A 21000-nucleotide genomic window follows, 5' to 3' on the forward strand; every position below is an offset into this window, starting at 1 on the left:
GATGGGCGCGGGGGGCTGCCGGCTGAAGGACCGGCCGTCCGCGCGGGCGCTTCGTTTACCGGGGCATCCGCGCGGGAATCAAGTTCAGAGTTCTTCGGGCCAGTAAAGGCGCATCGGGTTGGTCACGAGCAGCTTGTGCTGAAGCTCGGCCGTGGGCGCGATGCGGGGGATCATGTCGACGAGGTGGCCGTCGTCGGGGATGGCGTCCTGCATGTTCGGATGCGGCCAGTCGGTGCCCCAGATCACGCGGTCCTGATAGTCCGCCACCAGCGGGGCGACCGCTTCGGCGAACTTGTCCCACGGGTCGCCCCCCACTCCGTTGACTTTGGGGTCGAGGCGGTCGGGGCAGGTGGCCTTGAACCAGATGTCCTCGCGGCTGTCGAGCAGGCTGCGGAAGGCCTGCATGTCGGCGCCGTCCGGCCCCTGCGTCACGTCCGGGCGGCCCATGTGGTCGATCACCACCGGCACCGGGATCGCGGCGATGAAGGCGCGCATTTCCTCGAGGATGTCGGCCTCGAAGTAGATCACCACGTGCCAGCCTGCGGGCAGGCGGCTGGCGACTTCGAGGAACTTGTCCTTCGGCGCATCGTCGACCAGGCGCTTGAGGAAGTTGAAGCGGATGCCACGAATGCCGCCGTCATGCAGGCGGGCGAGCTCGGCGTCCGAGATCGCCGGATCGACGACCGCGACGCCGCGTGCCTTGCCTTCGCTCTTGGCGATGGCGTCGAGCGTCGCCGCATTGTCGGTGCCGTGGCAGCTCGCCTGCACGATCACGTTGCGGGCGAAACCGAGGTGATCGCGCAGGGCGAACAGCATGTCCGGCCCGGCGTCCTCGGGCAGGTACTTGGCCTTGGCGCTGAACGGGAACTGCGCCATCGGGCCGAACACGTGGCAATGCGCGTCCACGGCCCCTGCGGGCGGGGTGTAGAGCGGCTTGCTGGGCGCCGCGTGCCAGGAGGTGATGCGCTCAGACATACTTGAGGCCTTCCTTCTCCAGCCGCTCGCGCATCTTGTACATGTCGAGGCCGAGCACGCCGGCGGCCAGCTTCTCGCGCTTCTCGCCTTCGTTGGCCTCGCGGGCCTGGGCGGCGGCGAGCACTTCGGCGGCCTTTTCGCGCGGCACCACGACCACGCCGTCATCGTCGGCGACGATCACGTCGCCCGGGCGCACGGCGGCATTGGCGCAGACCACCGGCACGTTGACCGAGCCGAGCGTGTTCTTGACGGTGCCCTGCGCGCAGACCGCCTTGGACCAGACCGGGAATTCCATCTCGGTGAGGTCGCGCACGTCGCGCACGCCGGCGTCGATGATGAGGCCGCGGCAGCCGCGGGCGATGGCGCTGGTGGCCAGCAGGTCGCCGAAGTAGCCGTCCTCGCAGGGGCTGGTGGGGGCGAGCAGCAGCACGTCGCCTTCCTTGAGCTGTTCGATGGCGACGTGGACCATCCAGTTGTCGCCCGGAGGCGCGCTGATCGTCACCGCCGAACCGGCGATACGGGCACCGGCATAGATCGGGCGCATGTAGCTGGCGAGAAGGCCGGTGCGGCCCTGGGCTTCGTGGACGGTGGCGACGCCGCACTTGGCGAGGCCGTCGATCACGGCTGGATCGGCGCGTTCGATGTTCTGGACGACGATGCCACTCATGATCTGCTCTCCTTCGATCTTCGGGTTCCGGCGCCGCCGGGGGCGGCTGCGCGGGGCTATAATGGTGCAGCGCTGTCTTGGGCTTCGCCGTGTTCAAGGGGAAAGAGAAACTTTGGACAGGTGATAGGATTTGGCTAATAACCCCGCCATGGATATCTGGAGTCTCAACCTTCGGCACTTGCGGGCTGTCGCGAAAATCGCAGAATTGGGCACGGTCAACGCCGCTGCCCTGGCGGTGAACCTCAGTCAGCCGGCGATAACACAGGCGTTGGCCCGGCTCGAGTCGCAGATCGGCCTACCCCTGTTCGAGCGCCGTCATGACGGCATGGCGGTGACCAAGGCGGGGGAAATCCTGGCCCCCCGCATCGATGCCGCGCTGGGCCATGTGAACAGTCCCCACGTCACCATGTCGCGCCTGCGTGCGCTGCTGGCGCTGGTGGAGACGGGTAGCTACGCGGGCGCCGGGCAGGAGACCGGGCTGTCGCTTCCCTCGATCCACCGCGCGGTCAACGACTTGTCGCTGGCGCTGCGCCGCCCGCTGGTGGTGCGCCGGGGCAAGTTCGTCATCACGACCGAGGCCGGAACCCAGCTTGCCCGCGAATTCCGCCTTGCCAAAGTGGAGCTGGAGGCGGGCCTCTCCGAAGTCGCCGCGCTGCGCGGGGTGGAGACGCGGCATATCGCGGTCGGCGCCATGCCGCTCTCCCGCGCGCGCATCCTGCCCGCCGCCGTGGCGCGGTTCCTTGCCCGCCGTCCGGGGGTCAAACTGACCATCGTCGAAGGCTCGCGCGCCGAACTGGTGGAGCCGCTGCGCGGCGGTGTGCTCGACCTGATGGTCGGGGCCCTGCGCGATCCGCTGGTGGAGCCCGATCTGGTCCAGCGCCCGCTGTTCGACGATGCCCCGGCGGTCTACGCCCGCAAGGGGCATCCGCTGGACGGGACCTGTCCCTCGCCCGCCGACCTGGCGCGCTATCCCTTCACTCTGCCGCCGCTCGGCACCCCGCTGCGCGACACGTTCGAGCGCTACTTCGAGGCCAACGGCCTGCCGCATCCCAAAGTGCCGGTGGAATCGGGTTCGGTGATGATGATCCGCCAGGTGATGATGGGCGGCGATTTCCTCACCGTACTCTCGCCCGATCAGGTGACGGTGGAACTGGAAGCGGGCTGGCTCTGCGAACTGGCGCGCCTGCCGGAAAACTTCACCCGCCTGATCGGCATGACCACCCGTTCGTCGCTGCGCCCGACCGAAGTGCAGGCGGAATTTATCGCGGATCTGGAATGGGCGGCGCAGCGGGTGAGGGATTAGGCTCCCGGGAGTATAAATTACGCCCAGCTTATAGCCGAAAGCCGCTTCCGATTGGCCCATTCCCTGCGGTAAGGGCAGGGTGGCGCAATGGATAGATCGATCGCCCTTATCGGGTTCGGAGAAGCCGGATCGACGTTCGCGGGAGCTGGAGACTGGTCGGCGCAGGCCCGCGCCTTCGACATTCTGCCCGCGCGTCGTGACGACATGGCCGAACTCGGCATCACCGCCTGCGACAGCGCGGCAGAGGCGCTTGCCGGCGCGTCGCTGGTGCTCTCGCTCGTCACCGCCGATGCGGCGCCATTGGTGGCGCAAGAGGTCGCGCCGCTGCTCGGCGAGGGCGCGTTGTTCTGCGACATGAACTCGGTGGCGCCGGGCACCAAGCGGGCGGCGGCCAGGGCCATCGCTGCCGGCAAGGGGCGCTATGTCGACGTCGCCGTGCTCGCCCCGGTGAACCCTGCGCGTATGAAGGTGCCGCTGCTGGTGTCCGGCCCCGATGCCGCCGAGGCGCAGGCGGCGCTGGAGGCGGTGGGCTTCACCCATGTCCGCACCGTGGGGGCCGATGTCGGCCGCGCGTCGGCGATCAAGCTGGTGCGCTCGGTCATGGTCAAGGGGCTTGAGGCGCTGACCGCCGAGATGATGATGGCCGCCCATGCCGAAGGCGTGGCGGACGAGGTGCTGGCCTCGCTCGATGCCAGCGAGAAGACCACGTCCTGGGCAAGCCGGGCCGATTACAATCTCGACCGCATGCTGGTCCACGGCCGCCGCCGCGCTGCCGAGATGGACGAGGCGGCGCAGATGCTGCGTTCGCTGGGCATTGCGCCGCGGATGACCGAAAACACCGTCGCCTGGCAGCAGGCGCTGGGCGAACTGGGCCTGGTGCCGCCGCCCGAAGGATTCGAAGCCAAGCTTGCGGCAGCCGTCAAGGCGGGCGTCGCGGCGGGCGTATTCAAGGGAGAGAATTGAGCATGTCGCTCATCATCGACTGTCACGGACATTATACCGTCCTGCCCAAGGCGCACGACGCCTGGCGCGAGGCGCAGATCGCTGCGTTCAAGGCGGGCGAGCAGGCTCCGCCCTATCCCGAGATCTCCGACGCCGAGATCCGCCAGACCATCGAGGACAACCAGCTTCGCCTCATCAAGGAGCGCGGCGCCGATCTTACCGTGTTCAGCCCGCGCGCCAGCGCGATGGCGCACCACGTCGGCGATCAGGCCATGTCCGAGGCCTGGGCGGTCCACTGCAACAACCTGATCGCCCGCGTGGTGAACATGTTCCCCGAGACTTTCGCGGGCGTGTGCATGCTGCCGCAGAGCCCCAAGGCGGACCTTTCCGCCTCGGTGAAGGAACTGCGCCGCTGCGTCGAGGAACTGGGCTTCATCGGCTGCAACCTCAACCCCGATCCCGGCGGCGGCCACTTCGAGCATCCGCCGCTGACCGACGAATACTGGTTCCCCATCTACGAGGCGATGTGCGAGCTGGACGTTCCGGCGATGATCCACGTCTCGGGTTCGTGCAACCCGGCGATGCACGCCACCGGCGGCTTCTACATCGCGGCGGACACGGTGGCCTTCATGCAGCTGATGCAGGGCGATCTCTTCGCGAAGTTCCCGCGCCTGCGCTTCATCATCCCGCACGGCGGCGGCGCGGTGCCGTACCACTGGGGCCGCTACCGGGGCCTTGCCGACATGCTGAAGAAGCCGTCGCTTGACGACTACATCATGAACAACGTGTTCTTCGATACCTGCGTCTACCACCAGCCGGGCGTGAATCTGCTGGCCGACGTGATCGACAACAAGAACATCCTGTTCGGCTCCGAAATGGTCGGCGCGGTGCGCGGGATCGACCCCACGACCGGCTTCTACTTCGACGACACCAAGCGCTATGTCGACGCGCTCGACATTTCGGACGAGGAGCGCCACGCGATCTTCGAGGGCAACGTGCGCCGCGTCTTCCCGCGCCTCGACGCCAGGCTCAAGGAACGCGGCCTGTGACCGACAAGAACCCTTGCGAGAATGGCCCCGATCAGAAGATTGGCGGTCCCATCGACATCCACGCCTATCTCGGTGAGTTCGACGATATTCCCGGAACGCGCGTCTACACCGCCAAGCGGGCGCGGCAGGGCTATCACCTCAACCAGTTCGCGATGAGCCTGATGAAGGCCGAAAACCGCGAGCGCTGGAAGGCGGACGAGCGCGCCTATCTCGACCTCTGGCCGATGACCGAGGACCAGAAGCTGGCCGTGCTCGCGCGCGACTACAACCGCCTGCTCGACCTTGGCGGCAACATCTACTTCCTCGCCAAGGTCTTCTCGACCGACGGCCTGAGCTTCCTTCAGGCCGTCTCGACGATGACCGGCATGTCGGTCGAGGATTATCAGGCGATGATGATCGCCGGCGGCCGTTCGCCCGAAGGCGTGCGGTCGATCAAGGCCAACCGCGACGCCGAAGGCGCAGCGGTCACCAAGGAGTCCCGCTAAGATGGCCCGCATTACGCACGGCATCGCCTGCAGCCACATCCCGGCGCTCGGCGTCGCCAGCGACTTCGACAAGTGGGAAGATCCCTACTGGAAGCCGATCCAGGAAGGCTTCGCGCCCACCCGGAAGTGGGAGGCGGAGAACCTGCCGGACGTCGTGATCCTGGTCTACAACGACCACGCCTCGGCCTTCGACATGAAGATCATCCCGACCTTCGCGATCGGCTGCGGCGAAAGCTACAAGCCGGCGGACGAGGGCTGGGGGCCGCGCGCGGTGCCCGACGTCGAAGGCCATCCCGACCTTGCCTGGCACATCGCCCAGAGCCTGATCCTCGACGAGTTCGACATGACCATCATCAACGAGATGGATGTCGACCATGGCCTCACCGTGCCGCTCTCGATGGTGTTCGGCAAGCCGGCAAAGTGGCCGGTCAAGGTGATCCCGCTGGCGGTCAACGTCGTCACTTATCCGCCGCCCTCGGGCAACCGCTGCTGGGCGCTGGGCGAGGCGATCGCGCGCGCCGTGGAGAGCTTCCCCGAGGACCTCAAGGTCCAGGTCTGGGGTACCGGCGGCATGAGCCACCAGCTTCAGGGGCCGCGCGCGGGCCTGATCAATGCCGAGTGGGACCAGATGTTCCTCGACAAGCTTTCGGGCGACACCCAGGAACTGCGGTGCATTCCGCATATCGAATACCTGCGCGAAACCGGCAGCGAAGGCATCGAGATGGTCATGTGGCTGATCATGCGCGGCGCGCTGGGCAAGGAAACCCGCGAACTGCGCCGCTTCTACCACGTGCCCGCCAGCAACACCGCGGTCGGCCATATCGTGCTGGAGCCGGTGAACGGCGCGGTGCCGCCCTCGGCCACGGTCGAAGGCGCGGCCTCGCAGCACCTCGCCGATTGATCGACTGATCCATTCCGCGCGCCGGTGCTTGACGCCGGCGCGCCTCTTGTCTTTGACGGACACCCCAAGGAGATTTCCATGCGTATTGCCCTAGTCGGCGCCGGCGCTTTTGGTGAAAAGCACCTCGACGGCCTCAAGAACATCGACGGCGTCGAGATCGCCTCGGTCATTTCGCGTAATGCCGATCAGGCTGCCGAAGTCGCCGCCCGGTACGGCGCGCCGCACTCCGGCACCGATCTGGCCGAAGTGCTGGCGATGCCCGATGTCGATGCCGTGATCCTGTGCACCCCCACGCAGATGCACGCCGAGCAGGCAATCGCCTGCATGAACGCGGGCAAGCACGTGCAGGTCGAGATTCCGCTGTCGGATTCCTGGGCCGATGCCGAAGCCGTGGTGGCGAAGCAGCAGGAAACCGGCCTCGTCTGCATGGTCGGCCATACCCGCCGCTTCAATCCCTCGCACCAGTACGTGCACAACAAGATCACCGCGGGTGAGTTCAACGTCCAGCAGATGGACGTGCAGACCTACTTCTTCCGCCGCAAGAACATGAACGCCAAGGGCCAGCCGCGCTCGTGGACGGACCACCTCTTGTGGCACCACGCCGCGCACACGATCGACCTGTTCGCCTACCAGTCGGGCAAGATCGTCGCCGCCAACGTGCTGCAGGGCCCCAAGCACCCCGAACTCGGCATCGCCATGGACATGTCGATCCAGCTGAAGGCCGAGACCGGCGCGATCTGCACGCTCTCGCTCTCGTTCAACAACAACGGCCCGCTCGGCACGTTCTTCCGCTACATCGGCGACAGCGAGACCTACATCGCGCGCTACGACGATCTGGTGAACGGCCGCGAAGAGGCCATCGACCTCACCGGCGTCACCGTGTCGAACAACGGCATCGAGCTGCAGGACCGCGAATTCGTCGCCGCCATCCGCGAAGGGCGTGAGCCCAACTCGTCGGTCGGCAAGGTGCTCGACTGCTACCGCGTGATCGGCGAACTGGCGCAGAGCCTCGAAGCGCAGGACGGCTGGTCCTGATCATGGAAAAGCGCCTCCTCGCGGGCCGTGAGGTCCATTCCGTCGGTCTCGGCTGCATGAACGTGGCCTGGGCCTACGGCAATCCGCCGTCCCGCGAGGAGGCGGTCCGCCTGTTCCGTCATGCGCTGGATGCGGGCTGCGATCACTTCGACACTGCCAACATCTACGGCATGGGGCTGAGCGAAGAGATCCTCCATGAAGCGATCATGGACCGGCGGGGCGAGTTCCTGCTGGCCTCCAAGACCGGCATCCTGATCGACGGCGCCCGCCGCGGCATCGACTGCGCGCCGGACAGCATCACCGCCTCGCTCGACGCCAGCCTCAAGCGGCTGGGCACCGATCACATCGACCTGTTCTACATGCACCGCTTCGACCCCAAGGTGCCGATTGCCGATTCGGTGGGCGCCATGGTGCGCGCGATCGAGGCGGGCAAGATCGGCGCCTATGGCGTGTCCGAATGGTCCGCCGCGCATATCCGCGAGGCGCACGGCGTGCATCCGGTGGCGGCGGTGCAGACCGAATATTCGCTCTGGACCCGCAATGTCGAACTCGGCGTGCTGGACGCCACGCGCGCGCTCGGGATCGCGCTGGTCGCCTTCTCGCCGGTCGCGCGCGGGGCGCTGGGCGGCGAGCTGACCGATGTGAACAGCCTTACCGAGAAGGACCTGCGCCGCAACTTCCCGCGTTTCGTGGGGGCAAACTGGGCGCACAACCTCGCGCTGATCGAGGCGTTCGACGCCCTCGCGGCCTCCGTGCGCGTCACCCCGGCGCAGCTGGCGCTGGCCTGGGTGCTGGCGCAGGGCGCGCATGTCCACGCGATCCCCGGCACCCGTTCGATTCCCCACTTCGACCAGAACCACGCGGCGGCCGCGCTCGCCATCGATCCTGCGGTGCTCGACAAGGCGGGCGCGCTGATGAACCAGCAGACGATTGCCGGCCACCGCTACCCCGACACGATCAGGCCCACCATCGATACCGAGGACTACGCCTGAGCGGCTGACGGAACCAGCGCGCGCGGGGGCGGTTGAAAGGGCATGGACCATGCCCCCACCCCTTCCGCGCCGGCTGGCGAACTCATCCACGACGATCCCGAGCGCCGGCAGAGCGACCGCGAGATCGCCCGCGACGAGGCCGGGCTGACCGGCCACGAACGCGGCCAGATCAAGGACAACCTGCGGCTTTCCGCGCGCACCGTGTTCTCGGTGATCCGGCGCGAGGGCGAGGAGGAACTCTACCGCCCGGCGATGTCGCTGTGGTGGTCGGGCATCGCGGCGGGCATCGGCATCTCCACCTCGGTCTTTGCGCAGGGCCTGCTCCATCACGCCTTCGCGGGCCATCCCCAGCGCGACCTGATCGCCGCGCTGGGCTATGCCATGGGGTTCGTGCTGGTGGTACTCGCGCGCCTGCAGCTCTTCACCGAAAACACCCTGACCGCGGTGCTGCCGCTGCTGGCCGGGCCGAGCCGGGAGCGGCTGTGGCGCACCGCGCGGCTCTGGGGGCTGGTGCTGGCGGCGAATCTCGTCGGCACCTTCCTGACCGCGGCGATGCTGGATCTCCTCGTCGACCCCGCCCATCCCACGCTGATGGGCATGCTGGCGGTGGCGCGCAAGGCAGGCGCGGTGGAGGGCGTGGCGGCGCTGCTCGATGGCATTCCGGCGGGGTTCTTCATCGCCGCCTTCGTGTGGATGCTGCCAAGCTCCAAGGGGTTCGAGATCCTTGTCGTGGCGCTGTTCGCCTGGCTGATCGGGGCAGGCGGCTTCACCCATGTGGTGGCAGGCTCGACCGAGATGTTCCTGCTGGCGCTGCACGGCGAGATGGCGGTGGGCGATGCCTTTGCGCTGCACCTCGCGCCGACCCTCGTGGGCAACGTGGTGGGCGGAACCGGGCTGTTCGCGCTGCTGGCCTTTGCCCAGATCAAGGCGGAAATCTGAATGACCCCGGCGCAGCGCTGCGCTAACCGGTGACGATGGACGGCACCCAAAAGATCCGCGTCACGCGCAGCCATTACCGGCCGGAGCATGATCCCGCCGCTGCCGAGCCGCTGGCCGTGGCGATCGAGGCGCCGATCGCGATTGAGACCAACGGCATCGCCTATGCCGTGATGATGGCCACCCCCACCGAGATCGAGGATTTCGTCACCGGCTTCCTCATGGCGGAAGGGCTGGCGGCGGCGGGTGAGATCGGCGAAGTCGCCGTCCATCCGGTCGAGAACGGCGAATGGGGCAGGGGCTACGTCGCCCGCGTCAATCTCCCGCCCGAACGCCTCGCGCTGATCGTCGAGCGCGCGCGCCGCCGCACCGGCGACAGTTCCTGCGGCATCTGCGGGATCGAGGGGGTCGAGGCCGCCTTGCGCCCCCTGCGACCCCTGTCACGCCAAAGCGCGGCCAGCCCCGAGGCGATCCGGCGCGGCCTCGAGGCCATGGGCGCCGCGCAGACGCTGGGCCGCGAAACCCGCGCCACCCACGCCGCCGCCTTCTGCAACGAGGAGGGCGCATTGCTGACGATCCGCGAGGACGTCGGCCGCCACAACGCGCTCGACAAGCTGATCGGCGCGCTTGCTCGCGGCGATACCGACCCGGCGCAGGGCTTCGTCGTCATGACCTCGCGCTGCTCCTACGAACTCGTCGAGAAGACCGTGCGGGCAGGCATCCCGCTGCTGGTGACGATCTCCGCCCCCACCGATCTCGCGGTGCGCCGCGCGCAGGCGGCAGGGCTTTCGCTCTGCGTCGTGGCGCGGGACGATGCCATGCTGCTGGTGGGCAATACCCAGCCTTCCGACGAAGGGGCCATGCCGCTCGTCGAACCGTAAATGGGACGGTTCCTGTTTTGCTTGTAGTTTTTGGGGGGCGACCTAGATTCGTCTTTGACGACTACATTTCTTACAGGACGGGGATTTTCCTAGATGGCGACGACGACTGATCAGGTGCCTGGTGCCATTGGGGCCGGCGAGCTGAAGCTGACGCCGCCCGATCCGGTGCCGGTGGTGCAGCCTGAAAAGGCCGCGGGGCTCGTGCCGGTGGGCGAGGAGCAGAAGTCCAAGCTGCAGGTCCGCGTCGACGAATTCGTCAACGACCTCGTCTCGCAGGATTCCAGCTCGCCCGAATTCGGCCGCCGCGTCGACCAGATCACCAACATGGGCCGCAAGGAAATCGCCGAGGCCTCGGGCCAGTCCAACCGCTTCCTCGACCGCCCGGTGCGGGCGATGGACAAGGACGCCGGGGTCGGCGCCGACCTTGCCGAACTGCGCCGCACGGTGGAAGACCTCGACCCCTCGACCAAGGGCGACCTGCTCTCGCGCCGCAAGATCTTCGGGATCATCCCGATGGGCAACAAGCTGCGCAACTACTTCGACAGCTATTCGAGCGCGCAGGGCCACATCAGCGCGATCCTCGCCCGCCTGCAGGGCGGCAAGGACGAGCTTTTGATGGACAATGCCGCCATCGACGTCGAACGCCAGAACCTCTGGGCGGCGATGGGCAAGCTCGAACAGATGATCTTCATGTCGAAGGCGCTGGACGAGACGCTGGAGCAGAAGGCGAACGACCTCGACCATACCGACCCCGCCAAGGCCAAGGCGGTGCGCGAATCGGCGCTGTTCTACGTGCGCCAGCGCACGCAGGACCTGCTGACGCAGATGGCGGTCTCGGTGCAGGGCTACCTCGCGCTCGATCTGGTCAAGAAGAACAACGTCGAACTGATCAAAGGCGTCGACCGGGCCTCCACCACCACGGTCGGCGCGCTGCGCACGGCAGTGACGGTGGCGCAGGCGATGGCCAACCAGAAGCTGGTGCTCGACCAGATCACCGCGCTCAACACCACTACCGCGCGGATCATCGACGGCACCGGCCAGATGCTGAAGGACAACACCGCCCGCATCCACGAGCAGGCGGCGAACGCCACGATCCCGCTGGAAACGCTCAGCCGCGCGTTCCAGAACATCTACGACACGATGGATTCGATCGACAGCTTCAAGATGCAGGCGCTCGATTCGATGAAGCAGACGGTGCAGTCGCTGGAAGGCGAGGTGACCAGGTCCAAGGCCTATATCGCCCGCGCCCAGGGGCAGGCCGAAGGCGCTGCCTCACCCGCCGACACCAAGGCGGCCAAGGCGCTGCTGGAGGCGCTGGACTGAGCCTGATAGACTAGCACGATGCCCGAACCGACCTCGAAAGACCTTGGCCCGCGCGCGGTTTCCACGCGCAGTGCCATGAACCAGGAAATCATCCGCGCCGCCCGCCGCCAGCGGGCCGCGCGGCTCTATACCGCGCGCAAGGAACGCTGGGCGTTCCGCTGGCGGCGCATCCGCCGGGCGTTCCTGGCGGTGGCGGGCATCTTCATCGCCGCGCTGACCGCCGGGCTGATCCTTGGCGGCCTTTCCTTCGCGACCACGGTGCTGACCACGCTGCTGGCCTTTGCGGTGTTCTTTTTCCTGTCGATCTACCCGTCGAGCCCGCGGCTCAATACCGGCGATCTTGGCAGCGCGACCCTGCCGGAACTGGCGGGATCGACCGAGATCTGGCTGGAAAGCCGCCGCCGCGCCTTGCCGAGCGCGGCCGTCGATGCCGTGGACATGATCGGCGTGCGGCTGGAGCAGATCGCCCCGCAGCTTGCCGCGCTGCAGGAAAATGGCCCCGCCGCGCACGAGGTGCGCAAGCTCCTGTCCGAGCATCTGCCCTCGCTGGTCGACAGCTACACGCGCATTCCCGCCGAGCTGCGCAACAAGCCCCATGCCGGCGGCACCACGCCGTCCGAACAGCTGGTCGACGGGCTCGACGTGATCGCCGGGCAGATCGAGGCGATGAGCCTCGACCTCTCGCGCGGGGACCTCGATGCGCTGGCCACGCGCGGGCGTTTCCTCGAAGCCAAGTACGTCGATTCGCGCGGCGATGCTTGAACTGCTGACCGCGACCGGAAACCTGCCGTTCTCGGTGGCGCTGGCGGTCGTCGCGCTGCTGGCGGTGCTGCAGCTGGTCGGTCTGGCCGACCTCCTCGGCGCGGACATGGACCTCGACATTGATGCCCATGCCGGCGCTTCGGGCCACGTCTCGCTCGACAGCGGGCTGATCTCGCTCGCCGGGCTCGGGCGGATGCCGTTCATGATGTGGCTGATGCTGCTGCTCAGCCTGTTTGCAGTGATCGGCCTGGCCGGGCAGCAGTTCCTCGCCGCGCTGACCGGCGCGCCGTGGAGCGCCTGGCTGGTCGGCCCGGTGGCGGGGCTGGCGGCGCTGCCGGTGACGGGCCTTGTCGCGCGCCCGATCGGCCGCCTGCTGCCCCGGGACGAGACCACCGCGATCGACCGCATCGAACTGGTCGGCCGCGAGGCCGAGATCGTCATCGGTACCGCCAGCCGGGGCTCGCCGGCGCGGGCCCGGGTGTCGGACCGGTTCGGCCAGCTGCACCACGTCATGCTGGAGCCCGATAGCGAGGGCCAGCGCTTTGCCGAGGGCGAGAAAGTGCTGATCGTGCGGCGCGAGGGGGAGCTGTTCAAGGCCATCGCGCGCGGCGACCATTACCTGCCGCGGCTGGACTGAGCGCCGGCCGCCACTGGTGCAGGGGTTATTGCAATCGACTCGCAAAAATCCGGTTTCGCTAGGAGGCGGATCGCGATTCGATTATAAGTCTTTCACAGACAAGGCGAAGTAGAGAGCGGGGCGCGGTGCCGTCCGCAGCGTCTTGATCGGGAGAAGTCGAAGATGCGCGCCTGTTCGCCCTTGCGGCGTTCGCGTTGATCCTCGCGGCCGATACTGATCCTGCAGTATCGGTTTCATCGCCGGTCGTCCTGACCGGCGCGGTCTCAAGAAGGGCCCGTTAAAATCCTGCAAGCGGCGCATGGTTGAACTGTGCCGACGTGGAACTGCGACTGCGGTTTCGGGCAGGATCGGGCGGGACACGATGTCATCGGCAGCTCAACCGCGTCTTCGCGTGCGCGGTTGTGTTGAGATGAAGTTGTGTCGGGATGACGTTTCGCGGAAGGCATTGGGCCGTCCGCCGCATCCCCTTGAAGGAGAACGGAAATGAACGGCCTCTACCAGATCGGCCTGATCGCCGGCGGTGTTGTCGTCCTGCTGATCGCATTCGGCGTCATGCTGGCCCGGCTCTATCGGCGTGCGAGCAAGGAAATCGGCTTCGTGCGAACCGGCATCGGCGGCGAGAAGGTCGTGATGAACGGCGGCGCGCTGGTGCTGCCCATCTTCCACGAGACGATGCCGGTGAACATGAACACCGTGCGTCTGGCGGTCGAGCGCAAGAACCAGGACGCGCTGATCACGCTCGACCGGTTGCGCATCGACGTCAAGGCGGAGTTCTACGTGCGCGTGCGCCCCGATGCTCAGGCCATCGCCATGGCCGCGCAGACGCTCGGCGCGCGCACCATGCATCCCGAGGCGCTGAAGGAACTGGTCGAGGGCAAGTTCGTCGACGCGCTGCGCTCGGTCGCGGCGGGCATGACGATGAACCAGCTCCACGAACAGCGCGCCGACTTCGTGCAGAAGGTGCAGCAGGTCTCGTCCTCGGACCTCGCGATGAACGGCCTCGAGCTGGAATCGGTCTCGCTCACGGGCCTCGACCAGACCTCGATCGAGCATTTCAACGCCAACAACGCCTTCGACGCCGAGGGCCTCACCAAGCTGACCGAGCAGATCGAACTGCGCAAGAAGGCGCGGAACGACATCGAGCAGGAAACCCGCGTCCAGATCGAGACCAAGAACCTCGAAGCCGCGCGGCAGACCTTCCAGATCCAGCGCGAGAACGAGTTCGCAAGGCTGGAGCAGGAACGCGAGGTGGAGATGCGCCGCGCCGAACAGGCCGCCGAAGTCGCCCGTGAACAGGCCCTGCGCGGCCGCGAGGCCGACGAGGCGCGCATTCTCGCCAAGCAGCAGGTCGATGCCAAGCAGATCGAGGCCGACCGCACGATCCAGGAAGCCCGCATCGCCCAGGCCCAGGCGGTCGAACTGGCCCGTCAGGAACAGCAGATCGCGGTGCAGAACAAGAGCCGCGAGGAAAGCCAGGCCAAGGCCCAGGCCGACGAGGCCCGAGCCAAGGCGGTGGCCGCCGAGGAACAGGTGACGACCAGCCGCGACACCGAGGTCGCCGAGCGCCAGAAGCGCATCGAGCTGATCGAGGCCGCCAAGGAGGCCGAACGCCAGGCGATCGGCGTGCGGGTCCAGGCCGAGGCGGAAAAGGAAGCCGCGTCCAACCGCGCCGAGGCCCTGCGCCTCGAGGCGGAAGGCGAGGCCGAGGCCGAGAAGCTGCGCGCCGAAGCGGCCCGCGTGCGCTTCGAGGTCGAGGCAGCGGGTCAGCGCGCGATCAACGAGGCGGCGAACCTGCTGTCCTCGGACCAGATCTCGCTGCAGATGAAGATGGCGCTTCTGAAGGTCCTGCCCGAAGTGGTGCGCGAGAGCGTGAAGCCGATGGAAGCGATCGATTCGATCAAGATCGTGCAGCTCGACGGGCTCACCCAGAAGGGCGGCCATGCTGCCGGGGGCGCTTCGGCGGGCGGCGTGATCGGCGGTTCGGGCAACCTGGCCAACGACGCGGTCTCGGCTGCGCTCGCCTACCGCGCGCAGGCGCCGGTGATCGACGGGCTGATGAAGGAGCTGGGGCTCGACGGTTCCTCGCTCGCCAGCCTCGTGCAGGGCGCCATCCCGGTGGCCCCGGAACCGGAGGTCGAGGCGGGCGAGCCCGAATAAGGCCTCTTGCCGGGGCAACGGGAGGGGCGGCGGACTTCGGTTCGCCGCCCCTTGCTACATCATCGCGCCACCGCGGCGTGAGCCGGGCCAGCGCGGGCTCTCACAGCCCGAGGCGGCCCAGAATCCCGCCGTCGACCGGAATGTCGCAGCCGCTGACGTAGGAGGCGGCGGGCGAGCAGAGGAATTCCGCCACCGAGGCGATCTCGTCGCCGACGCCGAGCCGCTCGAGCGGGACCATCGTGATCATCTGGCGCATCTGTTCGCTTTGCTGCTGTTCGGCGCGGCTCATCGGCGTGTCGATGAAACCCGGCGCGATCGAGCAGATGCGCAGGCCGCGCGCGCCGAAGGCCGCCGCCTCGCGTCCGACAAGGGCGATGACCGCGCGCTTGGACAGGGTATAGCCCATGCCGGGATCGACCGCGAAGCCTTCCACCGCCGCGCTGCCCTTGCCGGCCACCATGTCCGCCACGGCGGCGACCATCGCCGGATCGCGCAGCAGGTAGCCTGACATCGACGAGATCAGCACGGCGCAGCCGCCGGTCTCGAAGCGGGGCAGCAGCGCGGCGACAAGGCGTTCGGTGGCGAAGTAGTTGACCTCGAGGATGCGCCGCGGGTCGGCCATCGTCGGCGACAGTCCGGCCGTGTGGACAAGCGCATGGAGCGGGGCATCGCCGAGCGCGGCGATCAGGTCCTGCGGGAAGGCGGGGGCGGAGATGTCGCCCGCCAACGTGGTCACGCTGGCGCCTTCGCCGCGCAGGTCGGCCGCGAGGCTTTCCAGCTTCCCGGCGCTGACGTCGCACAGCAGCAGCGGGCGGCGCTGGGCGGCAAAGCGCCGCGCGGTGGGGATGCCCATGCCGCCGGCGGCGCCGGTGATGATGACGGTTGCGCTCACGCCCCTGCTCCTCGTTTGCCTCTTTGGCCGCCCGCTTGTTGCCGCCTTCCGGCGGTTCGGGGCTTGTGCGGGTGGGATAAGGGCGGCGCGGCCGCTCCACCAGCCGCCGTGCAAGGGCCTGGCCAAGTCATCGCCCGGGGGAATAAGATACAGCATCGCTCATATCGGTTGCGCCGGGGGGCGAGATCGCGTTCACCGTGCAGGAGAAGGACAAACCGGGGTGGCGGGAGAGCGCGCAATGCAGATGACAGGCGAGCAGCGGATCGCGGCGCCGCGCAGGCAGGTGTGGCAGGCGCTCAACGATCCGGCCGTGCTGGCGCAGTGCATTCCCGGCTGCGAGGCGCTCGAACCGGGCGGCGACAACCGCTTCGTGGCGACCGCGCACGTGAAGATCGGCCCGATCGGCGCGCGCTTCAAGGGAACGGTGGAGCTGTCGGATCTCGATGCGCCGAACGGCTACACGATCACCGGATCGGGTAACGGCGGCGTTGCCGGTACGGCGAAAGGCGGGGCGAAAGTGCGGCTCAGCGATACGGCGGACGGGGGGACGCTGGTCGCCTACGTGGTCGATGCCGAAGTCGGCGGGCGCATGGCGCAGCTGGGCGGAGCGATCATCGATGCCACCGCGAAGACCCTGGCGGGCAAGTTCTTCGCGACGTTCGGTGCGGTGGTTGCCGCCGGGGGGACGGCAACCACCGCGACCGGACATGGCGGGGCGGCAGCGGCCGCGGACGGCGGCGCAAGTGCCGTTCCCTCCGCTTCGGCAATCTCGGCAGTCCCGGCGGCCTCGGGGGGGTCGGGGGGCGAGGCGGGCATCCTGTGGGGCTGGGTGGCGGCGCTGGTCACGGCGCTGCTGGCAGGGTTCCTGCTCGGCGCCGGGCAGATGCGCGCCGAACTGGTGATGACGCTGGTGCTGCTGGTGGTGACCGCCGCCGCCGCCTTTTCGGCAGGTCGCCGGGGCGCGCGGCGATGAAGCCGGCGCCGTTCGACTACGAGCGCCCCGCCAGCATTGCGGAAGCCTGCCGCATCCTGTCCGAGGCGGGCGGCGGCGCCACCGTGCTCGCGGGCGGGCAGACCCTGATGCCGCTGCTGAACTTGCGCATGAGCCAGCCTTTCATCCTGGTCGACATCGGCCGGATCGCCGCGTTGCAAGGGGTTTCCCGCGGCGGCGATGGCACCCGGATCGGCGCGATGACGCGGCAGGCCGATGCCCTGGCCGATCCGCTGCTCGCCGCCCACCTGCCCGCGCTGGTCACCGCGCTGGGCCATGTCGGCCATCACCAGACGCGCAACCGGGGCACCGTGGGCGGCTCGGTGGCGCTCGGCGAGCCGGCGGCGGAAATGCCCGCGGCGGCGGTGGCACTGGGCGCGATGCTGGAGCTGACCTCGGTCCGGGGCACCCGCAAGGTGCCCGCCGATGGATTCTACATCGGCCCCTACATGACCGCGCTGGAGCCGGATGAACTGCTGACCGCGGTGACCTACCCGGACTGGCCGGAGGGGCACCTTGTGCTGTTCCGCGAGGTGGCGCGGCGTCCGGGCGACTTTGCGCTGGTCGGCATGGTCGGCGCGGCGGTGGTCGAGGAGGGCATCGTCACGCGCGCGGGCCTCGCCTGGTTCGGCATGGGGCCGACGCCGATCCGCATGCGGCAGCTGGAAGCGGCGCTTGTCGGAGCCGCGCTTGCCGGTCTCGATGCCCATGCCCTGGCGGCGCTTGGCGTCGCCGACAGCGCCCCGTTCGACGACCACCACGCCAGCGCCGAATATCGCCGCACCGTCGGCCGCCGCATTCTCGCGCGGTCCTTGCGCGAGGCTTTTGCCCTGAAGGAAACAGCATGAGCAAGCATGCGATAGACCTGACGCTCAACGGCCAGCGCCGCAGCGCCGGGGTGGAGGCGCGCACGAGCCTGGCCGATTACCTGCGCCTCGATGCCGGGTGCACCGGCGTCCATCTCGGCTGCGAGCACGGCGTCTGCGGCGCCTGCACGGTCACCGTCGATGGCCGCGCGGTGCGGTCCTGCCTGATGCTGGCGGTTCAGGCCGACGGCTGCGCGGTGACCACGGTGGAGGGCCTCGCCGCGCCGGACGGCACGTTCCACCCGGTCCAGCAGGCCATGCGCGAGGCGCACGGGTTGCAATGCGGTTTCTGCACCCCGGGCGTGCTGATGACCTTCGCCGCACTCACCGGCGGGGAGGCCAGGGCCAGCGAGGAAGAACTGGTGTCGGCGATGAGCGGGCATGTCTGCCGCTGCACCGGCTATCAGGGCATCCGCCGCGCCGCCAGGGCACTGGCCGAAGGTACCGTCGGCGCCGGAGCGGGAGCGGCTGAATGAACGCCCCCAATTCCAGCCTTGGCGCCACCCGCTGGATCGGCCAGCGCGTTCCCCGCAAGGAAGACCCGCGCCTCCTGACCGGGCGCGGCCAGTTCGTCGACGACATCGTGCTGCCGGGGATGCTGCATGTCGCCTTCGCGCGCAGCCCGATCGCGCGCGGGCGGATCGTCTCGATCGACACCGCGGCCGCGCGCGAGATGCCCGGCGTCCACGGCGTGCTGACGATGGCGGATCTTGCCGCGCGGCCGATCACGATGCTCTCGTTCTTCTTCACCGAGGCGGAGATCCCGATCACCCCGCTGGCCGATGGCCATGTCTCCTATGCGGGCGAGCCGGTGGTGCTGGTCGCCGCCGAAACCCGCGCGCAGGCCGAAGACGCCGCCTCGCTGGTCGAGATCGCGTACGAGGAACTCGACCCCGTCGTCACCATCGCGCAGGCCAGGACGGCGGGCCCGATCCACCCCGGCATGGACAGCAATGTCGCGGCCGAGATCGGTGACGAGGAGATCGAGGACGAACTGGAGGACACGCTTGCCGGATCGGCGCTGCGTCTCAGCCACCGCATCGTCCACCAGCGCATCTCGCAGTCGCCGATGGAAACGCGCGGGGTGCTCGCCTCGCGCGACGGGCCGGAGGAACTCCAGCTCTGGATCACCTGCCAGAGCCCGCATCTGGTGGCCCGCTGGGTCAGCCTGGCGCTCGGCCTGCCGGACAGCGCGATCCGGGTCGTCGCCAAGGACGTGGGCGGGGCTTTCGGCCTCAAGAACCATCCGTGGAAGGAAGAGTGCGCGGTGATCGTCGCCGCGCTGCTCATGGGCAAGCCGCTCAAGTGGATCGAGGACCGCTACGAGGCGCTGACCGCGTCCAATCAGGCGCGCGAGGCGGAAATGACCCTGCAGGCTGGGTTCGACGCCGAAGGGCGGCTGACCGGATCGCACGGCATCTACGACTGCAACAACGGCGCCTTCCCGCAAGGGGCGGACAGCAACATCGCCGTGCACATGTTCGTCTGGGCCGCCTACAAGCAGCCCGCCTATGCCTTCGTCTCGCGCGGGTGATACACCAATACCAACGGGCTGGCCGCCTATCGCGGGCCCTGGGCGATGGAATCGCTGGCGCGCGAGACCCTGCTGGACCGGGCGGCGCGGCGGCTCGGCATCGATCCGGTCGAGATCCGGCGGCGCAACCTGGTCTACCTTGCCGACCAGCCGACCACCAGTTCGATGGGCATTCCGCTAGAGGACATCACCCCCGGCGAATGCCTCGAAAAGCTGCTCGATCACTTCGACATGGCCGCCTTCCGGCGCGAACAGGCGGCCGCGCGGGCGCAAGGGCGTTATCTCGGCGTCGGCATCGCATCCTATGTCGAGCCGACCGGCTCGGCCGGCTCGATGGCGCCGATGACGGGCGAACTGGCGCAAGTGCGGATCGAGCCGACCGGCAAGGTCACCGCCACGCTCTCCACCCATTCGCAAGGGCACGGCACCGCGACGACGATGGCCCAGTGCATCGCCGACCGGCTGGGCGTGCGCTACGAGGACGTCACCGTGTTCGAGGGCGATTCCACCCGCGGCGGCTTCAGTCCGGGCGCGGCGGGCAGCCGGCAGGGGGTGATCGCGGGCGGCGCGGCGATCCGCTGCTCGGAGATGCTGGCGGACAAGGTGCGCACGCTGGCCGCGCACCTGCTCAATGCCAGCGCCGAGAGCGTGGTGATCGACCAAGGCATGGTGCACGTGGAAGGGGCCCCGGAAATGGCCCGCCCGCTCGCCGAGATCGCGGCGATTGCCTATGGCGAGCCGGACCGTCTGCCCGCCGGGTTCGAGAGCGGACTGGAAATGCAGTTCCGCTACCAGCCGCCGCCGATGACCTTCACCAGCGCCACGCATCTGGCCGTGGTCGAGGTGGACGGGGAGACCGGCTTCGTGACGATCCTGCGCTGGATCTCCTCGGAAGACTGCGGGACGGTCATCAACCCGGCGGTGGTGGAAGGGCAGATCTCCGGCGGCCTCGCGCAGGCGATCGGCATGGTCCTGCTGGAAGAGATGCCCTACGACGCGCGCGGCAATCCGCAAGCGGCGACCTTCAAGGACTATCTGCTGCCCGCGATCAGCGACGTGCCCCTGTTCGAATTCGTCCATGCCAACACCCCCTCGCAGTCGATCGGCGGCGTGCGCGGGGTGGGCGAGGGCGGCGCGATCATCGGCCCGCCGACCCTGGTGAACGCCATTGCCGACGCGCTCACGCCGTTCGGCGAACTGGGCGACGTGGTGCTGCCGCTGACGCCCGCGCGCATTCTCGACGTGATCGAGCAGCGCGACGTTTCGGGGATCCATGCGCCGGAGCCGGTGACGGGTGACCCGGTGGTAGCCGAACCGGCCGCGATGGCACCGGCGGCACCGGTGGCGGCAGCGCCTGCCGTGTCCTCGGCCGGGCCGGAAGGCGACTGGAACATGGTGCTCAAGACACCGATGGGGCCGCAGGCGATGCTGGCGCATTTCGACGTCTCGGGCGAGGCGCTCAGCGGCTATCTCTCGGCGCCGGAGGGGCGGCAGGACTTTGCGGGCGGCACGGTGGAGGCGGGCCGGCTGCGCTTCGATCTCAAGGTCGAGAAGCCGATGAAGATCACGCTGAAGTACGATCTGGAAGTCAGCGGCGATGCCATCAGCGGCAAGTGCAAGATGGGGATGTTCGGCTCCGCCAAGGTGACCGGCGAGCGGGCCTGAACGAAAA

General features: G+C 68.3%; 19 protein-coding genes and 1 pseudogene. 17 read left to right on the forward strand and 3 right to left on the reverse strand.

The features are described 5' to 3' along the window. Positions 1 to 84 precede the first annotated feature (84 nt). A complete protein-coding gene (locus OKA11_RS09305) occupies positions 85 to 975 on the reverse strand; it encodes an amidohydrolase family protein (protein WP_267219931.1) in 891 nt (296 codons plus the stop codon). Beyond that, entirely contained in the window at positions 968 to 1642 is a 675-nt protein-coding gene (ligK, locus tag OKA11_RS09310) for a 4-carboxy-4-hydroxy-2-oxoadipate aldolase/oxaloacetate decarboxylase (protein ID WP_267219932.1), read from the reverse strand. Before ligK ends, OKA11_RS09305 begins: the two co-directional genes overlap by 8 nt. 148 nt (positions 1643 to 1790) lie before the next feature. Between ligK and OKA11_RS09315 the strand changes: the two genes are divergently transcribed. The 13 genes from OKA11_RS09315 (at position 1791) to OKA11_RS09375 (ending at position 15045) form a co-directional block, all read left to right on the forward strand. Beyond that, on the forward strand, positions 1791 to 2945 hold the full coding sequence (locus OKA11_RS09315; RefSeq protein WP_267219933.1) for a LysR family transcriptional regulator: 1155 nt from the start codon (positions 1791 to 1793) through the stop codon (positions 2943 to 2945). Positions 2946 to 3032: 87 nt separating this feature from the next. Continuing rightward, positions 3033 to 3908: an NAD(P)-dependent oxidoreductase gene (locus OKA11_RS09320; protein WP_267219934.1), complete on the forward strand. Its 876-nt coding sequence runs from the start codon at positions 3033 to 3035 to the stop codon at positions 3906 to 3908. A gap of 2 nt (positions 3909 to 3910) precedes the next feature. Continuing rightward, positions 3911 to 4936, forward strand: a complete 1026-nt coding sequence (locus tag OKA11_RS09325; RefSeq protein WP_267219935.1) for an amidohydrolase family protein — start codon at positions 3911 to 3913, stop codon at positions 4934 to 4936. Between the two features lie 38 nt (positions 4937 to 4974). Further along, positions 4975 to 5421: a protocatechuate 4,5-dioxygenase subunit alpha gene (ligA, locus tag OKA11_RS09330; RefSeq protein WP_267220004.1), complete on the forward strand. Its 447-nt coding sequence runs from the start codon at positions 4975 to 4977 to the stop codon at positions 5419 to 5421. A gap of 1 nt (position 5422) precedes the next feature. Then, positions 5423 to 6322 (forward strand): class III extradiol dioxygenase subunit beta, encoded by a 900-nt coding sequence (locus OKA11_RS09335; protein ID WP_267219936.1) that lies wholly within the window; start codon positions 5423 to 5425, stop codon positions 6320 to 6322. A 78-nt stretch (positions 6323 to 6400) separates the two neighbouring features. After that, on the forward strand, positions 6401 to 7357 hold the full coding sequence (locus tag OKA11_RS09340; RefSeq protein ID WP_267219937.1) for a Gfo/Idh/MocA family oxidoreductase: 957 nt from the start codon (positions 6401 to 6403) through the stop codon (positions 7355 to 7357). A gap of 2 nt (positions 7358 to 7359) precedes the next feature. Then, a complete protein-coding gene (locus OKA11_RS09345) occupies positions 7360 to 8349 on the forward strand; it encodes an aldo/keto reductase (RefSeq protein WP_267219938.1) in 990 nt (329 codons plus the stop codon). A gap of 42 nt (positions 8350 to 8391) precedes the next feature. Continuing rightward, entirely contained in the window at positions 8392 to 9288 is an 897-nt protein-coding gene (locus OKA11_RS09350) for a formate/nitrite transporter family protein (RefSeq protein ID WP_267219939.1), read from the forward strand. 35 nt (positions 9289 to 9323) lie between these two features. Beyond that, on the forward strand, positions 9324 to 10166 hold the full coding sequence (fdhD, locus tag OKA11_RS09355) for a formate dehydrogenase accessory sulfurtransferase FdhD (protein WP_267219940.1): 843 nt from the start codon (positions 9324 to 9326) through the stop codon (positions 10164 to 10166). A gap of 93 nt (positions 10167 to 10259) precedes the next feature. Then, on the forward strand, positions 10260 to 11489 hold the full coding sequence (locus OKA11_RS09360) for a toxic anion resistance protein (RefSeq protein ID WP_267219941.1): 1230 nt from the start codon (positions 10260 to 10262) through the stop codon (positions 11487 to 11489). A gap of 18 nt (positions 11490 to 11507) precedes the next feature. Beyond that, the gene (locus OKA11_RS09365; RefSeq protein ID WP_267219942.1) at positions 11508 to 12251 is read left to right on the forward strand and encodes a hypothetical protein; all 744 of its coding nucleotides are present in this window, start codon (positions 11508 to 11510) and stop codon (positions 12249 to 12251) included. Next, positions 12244 to 12888: an OB-fold-containig protein gene (locus OKA11_RS09370; RefSeq protein WP_267219943.1), complete on the forward strand. Its 645-nt coding sequence runs from the start codon at positions 12244 to 12246 to the stop codon at positions 12886 to 12888. Before OKA11_RS09365 ends, OKA11_RS09370 begins: the two co-directional genes overlap by 8 nt. A 483-nt stretch (positions 12889 to 13371) precedes the next feature. Next, entirely contained in the window at positions 13372 to 15045 is a 1674-nt protein-coding gene (locus OKA11_RS09375) for a flotillin family protein (RefSeq protein WP_267219944.1), read from the forward strand. A gap of 100 nt (positions 15046 to 15145) precedes the next feature. Here the strand turns inward: OKA11_RS09375 and OKA11_RS09380 are convergent, their stop codons facing one another. Next, the gene (locus OKA11_RS09380) at positions 15146 to 15937 is read right to left on the reverse strand and encodes an SDR family oxidoreductase (protein ID WP_267219945.1); all 792 of its coding nucleotides are present in this window, start codon (positions 15935 to 15937) and stop codon (positions 15146 to 15148) included. A gap of 238 nt (positions 15938 to 16175) precedes the next feature. Between OKA11_RS09380 and OKA11_RS09385 the strand changes: the two genes are divergently transcribed. From OKA11_RS09385 to OKA11_RS24670, 4 genes and pseudogenes are all read left to right on the forward strand, one after another. After that, positions 16176 to 16910 (forward strand): CoxG family protein, encoded by a 735-nt coding sequence (locus OKA11_RS09385; RefSeq protein WP_267219946.1) that lies wholly within the window; start codon positions 16176 to 16178, stop codon positions 16908 to 16910. Continuing rightward, a complete protein-coding gene (locus OKA11_RS09390) occupies positions 16907 to 17776 on the forward strand; it encodes an FAD binding domain-containing protein (protein ID WP_267219947.1) in 870 nt (289 codons plus the stop codon). The genes OKA11_RS09385 and OKA11_RS09390 overlap by 4 nt, the downstream gene beginning before the upstream one ends. Continuing rightward, positions 17773 to 18270 carry a (2Fe-2S)-binding protein gene (locus tag OKA11_RS09395; protein WP_267219948.1) on the forward strand — a complete coding sequence of 166 codons (498 nt, stop codon included), beginning with the start codon at positions 17773 to 17775 and terminating at the stop codon, positions 18268 to 18270. Before OKA11_RS09390 ends, OKA11_RS09395 begins: the two co-directional genes overlap by 4 nt. Then, positions 18267 to 20993: pseudogene (locus OKA11_RS24670) on the forward strand (xanthine dehydrogenase family protein molybdopterin-binding subunit). The gene OKA11_RS09395 and the pseudogene OKA11_RS24670 overlap by 4 nt, the downstream one beginning before the upstream one ends. Positions 20994 to 21000 lie beyond the last annotated feature (7 nt).

Origin of the sequence: Novosphingobium clariflavum (assembly GCF_026420865.1) — a bacterium.
GTDB classification, from domain to species: Bacteria; Pseudomonadota; Alphaproteobacteria; order Sphingomonadales; family Sphingomonadaceae; genus Novosphingobium; species Novosphingobium clariflavum.